Source organism: Mucilaginibacter ximonensis (assembly GCF_042686265.1).
In the GTDB taxonomy this organism is placed as follows: Bacteria; Bacteroidota; Bacteroidia; order Sphingobacteriales; family Sphingobacteriaceae; genus Mucilaginibacter; species Mucilaginibacter ximonensis.
This window is the reverse complement of record NZ_JBHUPD010000001.1, coordinates 1444625-1457366: the sequence shown is the minus strand read 5'-3', so window position 1 is coordinate 1457366 and position 12742 is coordinate 1444625. Positions and strand designations below refer to the sequence as shown.

Genomic DNA, 12742 nt, shown 5'->3' with positions numbered 1-12742 from the left:
ATTAAAAGGTTGTCTATACAGGCAGCCTTTTTTTGTGCCATATTTTTACATGCTGAGGTTCAATTTATTTTCAAAATCTTTTAACTTCACCAACTTTAAATTATTGATCTGTCTTAATATGTATAAAAAAATAATTCTGCTGTTGGTTGCATGTGTTGGTTTAGGTACCGCACGGGCACAGGATAACAATCCGAACCTGGGTATTATTCCGGCGCCGGTATCGGTAAAGAAAACAAGTGGAGCGTTTACGCTGAGCCAGGAGACAACTTTGCTGGCCGACTCGGTAGACAACAAAGCGGTAATATTTTTGGCAGATTATTTAAAAAACAGCGCTATGCTGCATATCCCGGTTAAACAAAACAGCGGGACGATAGCAAATAACAGCATTGTACTTACCAGCGTCGGCACAGATGGCTTGCCGGCCGAAGGGTACCGCTTAACCATAACATCAGGCAACGTTACCATTGCAGCCAGGGGGGCCGGTATGTTTTATGGCATACAAACTTTAATACAATTAATCCCGGCCAATAAAAGCGCGACAGCAAAGTTACCTTGTGTACAAATTGAAGATTATCCGCGCTTTGGCTATCGCGGTTTAATGCTGGATGTTTGCCGTCATTTTTTTAATGTACAGTTTGTAAAAAAGTATATCGATTTAATGGCTGCCTATAAATTCAATCGATTTCACTGGCATTTAACAGATGATCAGGGCTGGCGCATCGAGATTAAAAAATACCCCAAATTGACCGAAATTGGTAGCCACCGCACTTCAACAGTAATAGGTAATTATCATGATCGCACGCCGCAGCAATATGATGACACCCCGGTTGATGGTTATTATACCCAGGACGAAATTAGAGACGTGGTGAAATATGCTGCCGACAGATACATTACAGTTGTCCCTGAAATTGAAATGCCGGGCCACGCTATGGCTGCCCTGGCTTCTTACCCAGAACTGGGATGCGAGCCTGATTTAGGTTATCAGGTTCAAACTACCTGGGGCATTTCCAAAAATGTATATTGCCCGTCTGACAAAACTTTTGCTTTCCTGGAGGATGTACTGACTGAGGTTATGGAGCTTTTTCCAAGCAAATACATCCATATTGGCGGCGACGAAGCGCCTAAAGATGTTTGGAAGCAATCAGAGTTTTGCCAAAAGCTGATTAAAAAATATAAACTTAAAGATGAAGAGGGTCTGCAAAGCTATTTTATACAACGTATTGAGAAATTCTTAAACACCAAAGGCCGCAGTATTATAGGTTGGGACGAGATTTTGGAAGGCGGCCTTGCACCCAATGCCACTGTTATGAGCTGGCGCGGCGAACAGGGTGGTATCAATGCCGCCAAACAAAACCATGATGTGATTATGACGCCGGGCAGCGGCGGATTGTACCTGGATCACGCACAAGGCAAATTAAGTACTGAGCCTCTTACCATCGGAGGTTTCGCTCCACTTGAAAAAACTTATAGTTATGATCCAACCCCTGAAGAATTGAACAATGACCAGAAAAAACATATTCTTGGCGTTCAGGCTAATATGTGGACAGAATATATAGCCACCGAAAACAAAATTGAGTATATGTTGCTGCCGCGAATGTTTGCTGTATCAGAGGTAGCCTGGACACCGTTGGCCAATAAAAATTTTAAAGATTTTTCTGAAGTCCGCCTGCCAAACCATTTGGCGTGGTTAGATAAAAATGGTTTTGATTACAGGGTGCCGACTGCTATCGGCGCCAAGGATTCCGTTGGTTTTGGCACTACTATGACGGTAAATCTGAAACCGCCGGTTACCGGGGCAAAAATTTACTATACTATTGACGGTTATACACCGCGCGAAACTGATATTGAATATACATTACCTAAAACCTACAACGTACCTGTTGATCAATATCGCGAATTACAAACCATTGTGATTACCCCAACCGGCAAACGGAGTGTGGTAACCAGAATGATGATTTATAATAAAAAGCCGTTGCCGCCAGTAGTCTATCAGGGTAATAACCAGGGGCTGCGATATGAATTGATACCGGGCGAATATAACAGCACGAATGACTTTAAGCAATCTGCCGATGGCGCTGATTCACTTATCTCAAAGAGCTTTAATATTAATCCTTTCAGAAAAAACGGTGGTTTTGCAATAATATACAACGGTTATATCCGTATTGATAGTGATGGTTTTTATGGGTTTTCGACTTCATCGGATGACGGTTCGACTTTGCTGATAGATAACCAATTGGTAGTTGATAATGATGGTAAACACCCAATAAGTGCCAAAAGCGGTGGTATAGCTTTACAAAAAGGATATCATAAATTTACACTTAAATATTTTAACGTCGGTACTACAGGCAGCCTGAAAGTGTTTATCACTATACCGGGCAAACCAACCGGCGAACTAGGTTCAGATCTGCTCTATAACTAAAAGATTCTATGCGTCTAAGATCTTATATTTTTATACTGATGGGTTGTGCTGCTATATCAGGTTGCACACGCGAAGAGAAAAAGCCGGTAGTTAATACCACGCCGGTGACTCCAAAGATCATGGAGCCGTTTAAGTTTCATAAACTGATCGAAGTTTCTCCTGGTAACTATTATGATGTTTTTAGCTGGGGACGCGGCGGGGCAGATACCAGCTCATTGTTAATTCTTCACTCAGATTCAACCACCCGTACATATACTACCACAACCGGCGATATTAATGGTTTGATTGTAGATGCGTATAATTCTGATATGGATATTGATGGCCACCCTGAAATATTGATACAGGCCAAACGCAAGGATACCATCAATTACACCACCATGTACGCTTATGAGTTTTACGAAAAAAAGGTTGAAAAGCTGGATTTTCCAAAGCTATCTAAGTCGCAGCGTGCAGGTTATAGAGGTAATGATAATTTCTATATTTCTGAAGGTAAGCTGGAACGTGAATTTCCAATTTATGAAGGCAGCGGATCGTCAGCCAAAGCGACCGGAGCTAAACGTAAATTAGAATATACACTCAGTAATAACAACTTTAATGTAAAGCAACTGAGTAAAGATTCGACCTTGGTTAAAGATAAAGCTGTTAATCAGGAAAGCAAATCAGTTGAACAGAAATCGACAGAAACAAAGAAATCCGTTAGCAAAAAAAGCAGTAAAAAACATCATCACGAAGAGACCTCGCATAAAAAGAAGAAGAGACACCATCATCGTGGTTAAATTAAACTGATCATGTCTTTGGCATTGTAAACGCCAACTGCATCGTAATCATTATTGAAATAGAACCATCCTTGCCGCGCCTCCGGATTGTGCTTAACAGAATCGACCACCTTTTGCAGAAAATCTTTTGAATAAGGCGAACGGTACAAATTTGGCGTGCCATGAAATCGATAGTAAACCGATGAAGTATTCTGAATTACATCATCGGGCAGAGTAGGATGGCTCATGCCGCAAAAAGTGATATTGTGCTTTGCCAGCTTCGTATAAACCTCGTTATTCCACCAACTCACGTGGCGTGGCTCCAATACATTGTTGAATTGGGGATTAAGGCTTTCAATGATCTTATCCAGTTTCTCTTCGCTGTAATGAACGCTCGGCGGCATTTGGAATAATACCGGGCCTAACTTTTCTTGCAATCCGCTATTGATGGTATCGTAAAAACTGGTTATTAAATCAGTACAGTCATTGAATTTTTTGTAATGAGTGATGGCCCGTGGAGCTTTTACTGAAAATCTGAATTCCGGCGGACATTTATCATACCAATTCTGTAAAAACGATAACTGCGGAAAACGATAAAAAGTTACGTTAAGCTCAATTGTATCAAAGTGTTCGCAGTAGTAATCAAACCATTTGCGCTGCGGTAAACCTTCAGGATAAAATTTACCCTTCCAATCCTTGTAATGAAAGCCTGAACACCCTATATACCATTCCATATTGAAGTAACCCGTGGCTTCAAATTTTTGTTTGGCGGATAGACAATTGTTAGCCCGAATTTTGCACATTTGTATAAAGCACCTACTGAACTTAATAATGCATTTTATATATCCTGTCTTTTTATTTGCATTAGTATCGTTGGCTATCCCGGTATTGGTTCATTTATTCAACTTTAGGCGCTACCAGAAAATTTACTTTAGTAACGTGCAGTTTCTGAAAGAAATACAGGAACAGCAATCGTCACGTCGAAACTTAAAAGAGCGTTTAATTTTAGCGGCGAGATTGTTAGCCTTGCTTTTTTTGGTGCTGGCATTTAGCCGTCCATATATCTCAAATCAAAAAAGTACAAAAGCCGGCGCTCAGCGTGTGGTAAGCATTTTTATAGATAACTCGTATTCGATGCAAACGCTAAACCGCGAAGGTTCATTATTGGACGAAGCCAAGCGCCGGGCGAAAGAGATTGCCGCGGCTTACTCCATGAACGATAAGTTTCAGTTACTTACACAGGACTTTGAAGGCAGGCATCAACGTTTAATGAGTCGTGACGAATTTGTTGATGCTGTGGATGCCGTTCAGATCAGTCCGCGTAGCAGAGATCTGCAACAGATTGTTGACAGGCAAGAAAATTTGCTGAATCTTCAGCCTGGCACCGGCCGGTCTATTGATATAATTTCAGATTTTCAGAAAAATATAAGTAATGGCCAGCCATTAAAAATCGATACCGGTATCCGCATTAATTTGGTGCAATTAAGAGCCCATACACCGGCGAATGTGGCGATAGATTCTGTTTGGCTGCTCAGCGCTATCCATCGCCCCGGCGAAACGGAGAAATTGGTAGTGCGTCTGCACAATTATGCCAGTGAAAATTCTACAAAGATCCCGCTTAAACTAAGTATCAACGGCGAGCAAAAAGCTTTAGGAGGGTATATTGTCAATGCCCGGGGGGTACAAAATGACACGCTCACTTTTTCAGGCCTTAAACCAGGATGGCAACGCGGCGAAATTACATTGCAGGACAACCCGGTTACGTTCGACAACCGGTTTTATTTTAGCTTCAATGTAAAGCAGCAACTGCCGGTATTGGTCATTGACGGTGGTACGGCAAACCCATATCTGAAAGCCCTGTTTGGTACCGATCAATTTTTTAGTTTAATACGGGCTTCTGACGGCAATGTTGACTATGCAGGTTTGAATACTTATCCGTTGGTTGTATTGAGTGACGTTAAAGCTATATCTGCCGGCCTGGCCCAACAATTAAAAGCATATGTAAACAAAGGAGGGACACTGGCCATGTTTCCGGCCGTCGATGCTGATTTAAATAATTATAAAGCCTTCCTTCAGCAAGTGGGAGCAGCATATCCGGAAAAGTTACTGACTGAAGATGTTAAGGTATCGTCCTTAAACCTGCAAAGCCCGGTATTTAAAAATATCTTTGAAGATTTTCCACAAAATCCGGATCTGCCTGTTATTAAAAAATATTATCGGCTAAGTGCAGCCTCCGGCCGAAATGAGAATCTGATGCAAATTCAGGGAGGCACGCCTTTTTGGGCAGGATATACCAGCGGTAAGGGCAAAGTTTACGTTTGTGCTGCGCCTTTAAATACAGATTTTAGCAATCTGCCCCGTCATGCCTTATTTGTACCGATAATGTTCCGCATAGCTTTGTTAAGTGGCCACGATCAGCCTTTATTTTATTCGTTAGGGCACGATGAAACCCTTGAAGTACCGCCCGTGCAATCTTCAGACAAACAATTACTGAAGCTTGTTAAAGGGCAGCAAAGCATTATTCCTGACGTAAAACAGCAAGAGGGAAGTACCTTGTTATATGTGTCTGACCAATTACAGGAAACAGGCTTGTACGACTTAAAAAGGCAGGATAGCACTGTTTCTGTCATGGCCTTTAATGATAATCGTACTGAATCTGACCTAAGCTATTATAATGCTGACGAATTAAACAAATTATTAGCTAATAAGGGCAATGTGTTTGAGCCTAACCGCGGCCCGGTAAAAGATATGGTTAGCCAGACAGATTTTGGTATGCAATTATGGAAACTTTGTATAATTTTGGCATTGATTTTCCTGGCTGCCGAAATATTGCTGACGCGGTATTTTAATGTTAGAACCGCCACAGATAAACAGGTTTCGCAACAAGATAATCGCCCTCAATCCACACATAAAGCAGTATAAATGAATTTGCTTATCAAATCCGCAACAATTGTTGATCCCAATTCGCCTTTCAACCAACAAGTTGCCGATATTTTAATAAAAGACGGAACCATCGCCGAAGTTGCCAAAGATATTAAGGCCGACGTAGAAGTATTTGAAGCTCAAGGCAAACAAGTATCTCCTGGTTTTTTCGACCTGAATTGTAATATCGGAGAACTTGGTTTGGAAACTAAAGAAGATTTAAAGACGGGTACGGCCGCCGCCGCCGCCGGTGGTTTTACCGGTGTAGCACTGATGCCAAACACCCAGCCTCCTGTGCATTCAAAAGCCGAAGTTGAGTATCTGTTTAACCGTGCAAAGAATTACCTGGTAGATGTATTTCCACTGGGCACTCTGTCGCAAAAGCGTGAGGGAAAAGATCTGGCCGAAATGTACGATATGCATCAAAGTGGGGCCAAAGCTTTCACTGACGGTACGCGCCCGGTGCAGGATTCAGGCTTGATGGAACGCGCGCTGCTATATACCAAAGGCTTTGACGGTACGGTGATTTCTTATCCTGAAGATGCTGCTATTGCCGGTAAGGCTAAAGTAAACGAAGGGGAGATGAGTACCTTATTGGGTATGAAAGGCATTCCATCGTTAGCTGAGGAGCTGATGATAGCCCGCGATCTGTACCTGGCCGAATATACTGACTCAAAGATTCATTTTACTACGATATCTACCGCGCGATCGGTTGAATTAATCCGCGAAGCAAAAAATAAAGGTCTGAAAGTTACCTGTGATGTAGCTGCACACCATTTGGTGTTAACAGACGAAGCTTTAGCGGGCTTTGACAGCCTTTATAAAGTAAAACCACCACTGCGTACCCGGAAAGATGTAGACGCTTTACTGGCGGGCTTAAAAGACGGTACAATTGATGCTATCGTGTCGCAACATACACCGCACGAGATCGAGTTTAAGGACGTAGAATTTGAGGTGGCCGAATTTGGTATCATTGGGCTCCAAACGGCGTTCTCGCTGGCTTTACAAGCCGGTTTGGATGTAACTTTAATTATCGAGAAGTTGGCGATAAACCCCAGAAAGATATTAGAAATTAATGTACCGGTAATAGCTGCCGGTAAACAGGCTAACCTGGTGGTGTTTAACATTCAGGGCGAATGGGGTTATACGAAGGAAAACAACCTGTCTAAATCAAGTAATTCGCCATATATAGGGCAAAACCTAAAGGGGCAAGTTTTGTTGACTTGTAACAATAACCAGGTATATCAATCCAATATAAAATGATCGATCAAAAAATAAATAAAGCTTTAGCTGCGGCGCTGCAGGCTTTTTCGAAATACAGCGGTAATGATGCTACGCAAATTACAGATGAGTTTAGAGCTGTATTTGAGCAGGAAGATGATTTTTTAAGTAAGGCCGACGCTTTGGATGAGGTTTTTGATAATCATCCGAAGTTTGAGGTTCTGCGTGAAGTATTCTTCGATTTACTGATGATCAATTTTTTTAGCGCCGATGTTAAAAAGCTGGAAGAAGACTACCTGGACAGCAAGGAGTGGGAAGACATTGAGGAAGAAACCCTGGACAGGGGTACCGAGTTGTTAAACTTACTGCTTTATCTGAATGAATGCGAAGATGAAGAAATTGAGCCCGAGCTTGACGATTATCTGAAAGAGTTTTTATTGGTTGATGAAGATGAATTTCAGGATGAGTATCGTATCTACGAGCCTGTTATCTCGCATCAGATACTGATTGAAAGCCCTGTCGGGGAGATTGCAAAAGTAGCTCAGAAATTACCTGAAGATTCAGAATTGAAAGAGCTATTTTATCCAATGATGTGCTTTTTCCAAAATCCTCAGCCATCTGTAGTCGAAAAAGATCAAATAGCTGCCAGTGCAATTTCAAAAGAGTTTGACATGGCTGTACTTGCGATATTAACCTCATTTTAAATCACAATAATATGGAAGAGTTCAAATTGGTTGAAAAACCCAACCCAACAAAAATTGCTACCAAATGGGCGCTGATAGATGTGCTTACAGCGATTATTATTACGTATGCGTTCGAATTTTTGAATGCAGACCCGAATTCGCCGCTCAAGTACATAGGCTTTGTGCCGTTTATTATTTTCCTGTTTTTGGCGCAGAAGGAGTTCAGGGATAGCCAGAAAGGCTTTATGACCTTTGGCAGTGGGTTCTCGGCCGGTTTCAGATTCTCCGTATTTGTTGGTTTGATGATGGCAGTATTTATTTTTCTTTATCTGAAGGTATTGAGTCCTGATTTATTTGACAAATCACTTGAAGCGTCAAGGGCACAAATGGAGGCCAAAAATATGTCGGACGCACAAATTGAAAAAGCCATGGGGATGGCTAAAAGTTGGGGGCCATTGTTTGCCGCTTTTGCTACAGCTATCAGTTACCCTATTTTTGGCGCAATTGTGAGCCTGATTGGTGCCGCTATTTTTAAAAGAGAACGTACCGGGCAGGACTTAATTGACGATGCAATTGATCCAACCGTATAACAACTAAAAAGGTATTAATTAAGACGCCGCTTCGGGTAACCGAAGCGGCATCTTTTGTTTTAGTTTAGTTTTATTTAGTATTTCAAAGATCTTTTATGATCTGCTTTTCATCACTATCTTAATGATATCGTTACCAAATACAAATACGATAAGCGAAAGTAACAGTACAAAACCTACTATTTGAGCACGCTCCAGGAACTTGTCGCTAAGGGGTTTGCCTTTAATCATTTCAATAATCAGAAACAGCGAATGGCCGCCGTCAAGCGCCGGGATTGGTAACAAATTGGTAAATGCCAACGCAATTGATAATAAGCCAACCAAGGTCCAGAAACGTACCCATATCACCTGGTTACCAAACTGTGTGGCTATAGCAACCGGCCCGGCTATTACCTTGCCAAACTTAGCATCGCCTTTAAATACCTTACCCATAGTTTTTGCAGTACCGGCAAAAGTGTTCCAGGCTTTTTTTGCACCAACTGGCAATGAACCCCAAAAGCCATAATGCACCGTAGTTTCTTTAGGCAGGTCAAATTTAGCCGATATACCAAAACCACCGTCCTTCATGCCTAATGTACCATCTTTATTAACGTTAACCGTAACCACTTGTGCCGCATTATTGCGCTTTATTTCCAGCGAAACGGGTTTGTTGATATTCTTTTTTAATTCAGATTGCATCTGATCAAAAAATTGGATCTTAGTACTGTTAACCGCGGTTACACTATCGCCTTTCTTCAGGCCGCCTAAATCGGCGTTACTTCCTTTTACAACAGAGTCGATGGTAAATTTGGCGCGAGGCAAAGGCGTAATAAACTGATCAGGACCGTAATCAGATACATCGTTGATAATATCGGCAGGTACCGTAAAGTTTAAGGTTTTGCCATCACGCAGTACGGTAAGTACGGTGTGGTCCAGCAATACCTTAGGGCCAATCAGGTCTTCAAATTTATTAACTGGTTTGCCATTTACAGCAACTACTTTATCGCCGGGTTGCAGGCCCATCTTTTTTCCAATAACTCCGGGCACAATACCGTATTTTACGCTTGAGTTAGCTATATAGCTATCGCCCATGCGTGCAGTGAGCATCCAGAATATAAATATAGCCAGTAAAAAGTTTACGATGATACCCCCCAGCATTACAATCAGTCGTTGCCAGGCCGGTTTTGAACGGAATTCCCAGGGTTGCGGTGGGCCTTGTAACTGATCGGTATCCATCGATTCATCTATCATACCGGCAATTTTAACATAGCCACCCAAAGGCAGCCAACCAATGCCGTACTCTACGTCTTTATAAGTGAATTTAAAAAGGCTAAAACCCCATGCGTCAAAAAACAGGTAAAACTTATCTACCTTAATACCAAAAGCTCTTGCAGCTAAAAAGTGGCCCAGTTCGTGCAGAATCACTAAAATCGAAAGTCCCAGTATCAACTGGCCAACCATTATTACTATACTCATTCTTTATATTACGTTGTATGCCTTTTGCGGCATTAGTTTTATTAAATTTTGCGCAAATATGCGCGTTTCTTTATCAGTATTCAAATAATCATCCAGCGTAGGCTGGCTTTGAAAATTTATGCGTTGCATACAGTTTTCAATAACCTCGCTCATAGCTAAAAATCCAATATTATCAGCTAAAAATCCGGCTACGGCTATTTCGTTAGCTGCATTGATAATACAAGGCATATTTCCACCTTTATTCAGGGCTTCGAACGCAAATCCTAAATTACGAAATGTCATAAGGTCAGGTTTTTCAAACGTTAGCTGCGGATAATCAACGAAATTAAACCGCTTAAAATTATTCTTTAACCGGCCCGGATAAGCTAATGCGTATTGTATCGGTAACTTCATGTCCGGCAAGCCCATTTGCGCCTTTATGGAACCATCCTCAAACTGCACCAGCGAATGAACAATTGACTGAGGATGCACAATGACATCAATCTGATTGGCCGACAGGTCAAATAGCCATTTGGCTTCGATAACTTCCAAACCTTTATTCATCAGCGTAGCCGAATCAATGGTGATCTTGGCGCCCATTACCCAATTAGGGTGCCTCAGTGCATGTTCGCGGGTAACATTCGCCAGGAAATCTGCATTTTTACCCCGGAAGGGGCCTCCGGAAGCCGTGAGGATAATCTTTTCGATTGTGTTATTTTCCTCACCAACCAAACATTGGTAAATCGCCGAATGCTCTGAATCTACCGGTAATATTTTAACATCGTGCTGTTTGGCCAGGTCGGTGATTAACTCACCGGCAACAACCAGCGTTTCTTTATTGGCTAATGCGATGGTTTTGCCGGCTTTAATAGCTGATATGGTAGGTTCCAAGCCGGCAAAGCCAACCATGGCGGTTAGTACAATGTCGATCTGTGCATCGGTAACAATATCGATGATAGCTTTAATGCCCGATAAAACTTTGGTGGTAGTTCCTGCCAATGCCCCTTTAACTTCAGCATATTTGCTGTCGTCGCAAATAATAGCGTAGGCGGGCTTAAACTTTAAAGACTGTTGTATTAACAGGTAAGCATTGCTATTTGCTGTTAAAACATAAGCATTAAACAGCGAAGGGTTTTCGCCGATCACTTCTAATGCTTGTGTACCTATGCTTCCTGTAGAGCCAAGAATAGCTATATTTTTCAAACTTTTACTCAATTCTTAAAGAATAAATTCGCTCAATCCGTCTGCAATCTTCCTGTCGTTAGCTAAGCGCGGCACTTTATTTTGCCCGCCCAGCTTGCCTTGCGATTTCATGTAGTTTATAAATGCGTCCTTTTTTAAACTTTGGATTATCAAAGGTTGCAAAATGTTACCATCAATCAGGTCAAAATAATAAATATTTTTTGATTGTAAGGCTTTGTCAACTTTTAAAGCAAATGCTTTCAAGTCTTTAGGTTCAGCGCCAAACTCTACAAACCATTCGTGGTAGGGTAGTTCGCCCTCGGCTGGATTTACCTGTGGCGCTACCGTAAACTCCACAATGTCTATGCCTTCTTCATTTGCAACACTCATCAACGCGTGCTCCACCTCCTCGCCAATAACATGTTCACCAAACGCAGAAATGTAGTGTTTAATACGCCCGGTCACTAATATTTTATACGGATTTTTAGAGATGAACTTCACGGTATCGCCAATACTATATCCCCACAGGCCGGCATTAGTATTTAATATCAGCGCGTAGTTTTTATCTAATTCAATATCTGCCAGACTTAAACGGGGGGGATTTTCGTTATAATATTCATCTGTAGGGATAAACTCATAAAAAATACCTGAGTTAACCAGCAATAGTAATCCCCGCTGTTTTTGCGAATCCTGAAAGGCGATGAAACCTTCAGAAGCAGGGTAGGTTTCAATAGTATCAATGGCAAAGCCTATGCTTTCCTGTATCCGCGAACGATATGGCTCGTAATTGACGCCGCCGTATACAAACAGCTTGAAGTTAGGAAAGATGTCCTTGATTTTTTTGCCGCCCGAAACAGCCGACAATCTGTCAAAATACATCTGGCACCAGGGGGGTATGCCCGATATCAGGCGCATATCTTCTTTTGCGGTTTCCTGAACTATGGCATCTACTTTTTCTTCCCAGTCCTCAATACAATTTACCTTATAGCTTGGCAGCCGGTTTTTTTGAAGATAAGCCGGCACATGATGTGCTACAATGCCTGAAAGTCGCCCGGTTGGAATACCGGCTTTTTCTGACAGTTCAGGGCTGCCTTGCAGAAAGATCATTTTGCCATCCACAAAATCGGCCTTACCTGTTTCATGAATATAGCTTAATAAAGCGTTGCGTGCAGCCTTAATATGTTCAGGCATGCTTTCTTTACTGATAGGAATATATTTTACGCCTGATGTAGTACCCGATGTTTTAGTAAGATAAGTTGGTTTGCCCGGCCACAATACATTCTCTTCGCCATTGGTTACCCTTTTTATGTATGGGCTCAATTCTTCGTAATCACGAATGGGTACCTGTTTTTTAAAATCTTCGTAGGTTTTGATCTGCCCGAAGTTGTGGTCGTTACCGAAGGAGGTGTGTTTAGCTTGACTAATGAGTTTTGCAAAGGTTTTCTGCTGTAGCGCTACTGCATCTTTGCGGATCTGATTAATGTCTCTATTAACCCATGCCGCAAATACCTTACTCAATATGGCTTTTAAACCCATAGC

10 protein-coding genes are annotated in these 12742 nt (G+C 41.8%); 6 read left to right on the top strand and 4 right to left on the bottom strand.

Features of this window, described 5'->3' with window-relative positions:
• The first annotated feature begins 118 nt into the window (after positions 1-118).
• The gene (locus ACFS5N_RS06630; RefSeq protein WP_377183485.1) at positions 119-2419 is read left to right on the top strand and encodes a family 20 glycosylhydrolase; all 2301 of its coding nucleotides are present in this window, start codon (positions 119-121) and stop codon (positions 2417-2419) included.
• A gap of 8 nt (positions 2420-2427) precedes the next feature.
• The gene (locus ACFS5N_RS06625) at positions 2428-3195 is read left to right on the top strand and encodes a hypothetical protein (protein ID WP_377183483.1); all 768 of its coding nucleotides are present in this window, start codon (positions 2428-2430) and stop codon (positions 3193-3195) included.
• Here ACFS5N_RS06625 and ACFS5N_RS06620 read toward each other — a convergent pair.
• On the bottom strand, positions 3192-3908 hold the full coding sequence (locus ACFS5N_RS06620; protein WP_377183481.1) for a DUF72 domain-containing protein: 717 nt from the start codon (positions 3906-3908) through the stop codon (positions 3192-3194). The genes ACFS5N_RS06625 and ACFS5N_RS06620 overlap by 4 nt on opposite strands.
• Positions 3909-4005: 97 nt before the next feature.
• Here ACFS5N_RS06620 and ACFS5N_RS06615 point away from each other — a divergent pair, with 97 nt between their 5' ends.
• Genes ACFS5N_RS06615 through ACFS5N_RS06600 form a run of 4 tightly spaced genes read left to right on the top strand, consistent with a single transcriptional unit; the run spans position 4006 to position 8590 of the window.
• Positions 4006-6096: a BatA domain-containing protein gene (locus ACFS5N_RS06615; RefSeq protein WP_377183480.1), complete on the top strand. Its 2091-nt coding sequence runs from the start codon at positions 4006-4008 to the stop codon at positions 6094-6096.
• On the top strand, positions 6097-7359 hold the full coding sequence (locus ACFS5N_RS06610) for a dihydroorotase (RefSeq protein WP_377183479.1): 1263 nt from the start codon (positions 6097-6099) through the stop codon (positions 7357-7359).
• Positions 7356-8021 carry a hypothetical protein gene (locus ACFS5N_RS06605; protein WP_377183478.1) on the top strand — a complete coding sequence of 222 codons (666 nt, stop codon included), beginning with the start codon at positions 7356-7358 and terminating at the stop codon, positions 8019-8021. The genes ACFS5N_RS06610 and ACFS5N_RS06605 overlap by 4 nt, the downstream gene beginning before the upstream one ends.
• A gap of 11 nt (positions 8022-8032) precedes the next feature.
• A complete protein-coding gene (locus ACFS5N_RS06600; RefSeq protein WP_377183476.1) occupies positions 8033-8590 on the top strand; it encodes a DUF4199 domain-containing protein in 558 nt (185 codons plus the stop codon).
• 93 nt (positions 8591-8683) lie between these two features.
• Here the strand turns inward: ACFS5N_RS06600 and rseP are convergent, their stop codons facing one another.
• Genes rseP through ACFS5N_RS06585 form a run of 3 tightly spaced genes read right to left on the bottom strand, consistent with a single transcriptional unit; the run spans position 8684 to position 12739 of the window.
• Positions 8684-10042: an RIP metalloprotease RseP gene (gene rseP / locus ACFS5N_RS06595; RefSeq protein WP_377183475.1), complete on the bottom strand. Its 1359-nt coding sequence runs from the start codon at positions 10040-10042 to the stop codon at positions 8684-8686.
• Positions 10043-10045: 3 nt separating this feature from the next.
• The gene (locus ACFS5N_RS06590) at positions 10046-11236 is read right to left on the bottom strand and encodes a 1-deoxy-D-xylulose-5-phosphate reductoisomerase (protein ID WP_377183473.1); all 1191 of its coding nucleotides are present in this window, start codon (positions 11234-11236) and stop codon (positions 10046-10048) included.
• 3 nt (positions 11237-11239) lie between these two features.
• A complete protein-coding gene (locus tag ACFS5N_RS06585; protein WP_377183472.1) occupies positions 11240-12739 on the bottom strand; it encodes a GH3 auxin-responsive promoter family protein in 1500 nt (499 codons plus the stop codon).
• Positions 12740-12742: the final 3 nt, after the last annotated feature.

Bases quoted from the DNA above. Each gene is read 5' to 3' on its own strand.
- ACFS5N_RS06630 (WP_377183485.1), top strand. From the start codon at position 119: ATGTATAAAAAAATAATTCTGCTGTTGGTTGCATGTGTTGGTTTAGGT.
- ACFS5N_RS06625 (WP_377183483.1), top strand. From the start codon at position 2,428: ATGCGTCTAAGATCTTATATTTTTATACTGATGGGTTGTGCTGCTATA.
- ACFS5N_RS06620 (WP_377183481.1), bottom strand. From the start codon at position 3,908: ATGGAATGGTATATAGGGTGTTCAGGCTTTCATTACAAGGATTGGAAG.
- ACFS5N_RS06615 (WP_377183480.1), top strand. From the start codon at position 4,006: ATGCATTTTATATATCCTGTCTTTTTATTTGCATTAGTATCGTTGGCT.
- ACFS5N_RS06610 (WP_377183479.1), top strand. From the start codon at position 6,097: ATGAATTTGCTTATCAAATCCGCAACAATTGTTGATCCCAATTCGCCT.
- ACFS5N_RS06605 (WP_377183478.1), top strand. From the start codon at position 7,356: ATGATCGATCAAAAAATAAATAAAGCTTTAGCTGCGGCGCTGCAGGCT.
- ACFS5N_RS06600 (WP_377183476.1), top strand. From the start codon at position 8,033: ATGGAAGAGTTCAAATTGGTTGAAAAACCCAACCCAACAAAAATTGCT.
- rseP (WP_377183475.1), bottom strand. From the start codon at position 10,042: ATGAGTATAGTAATAATGGTTGGCCAGTTGATACTGGGACTTTCGATT.
- ACFS5N_RS06585 (WP_377183472.1), bottom strand. From the start codon at position 12,739: ATGGGTTTAAAAGCCATATTGAGTAAGGTATTTGCGGCATGGGTTAAT.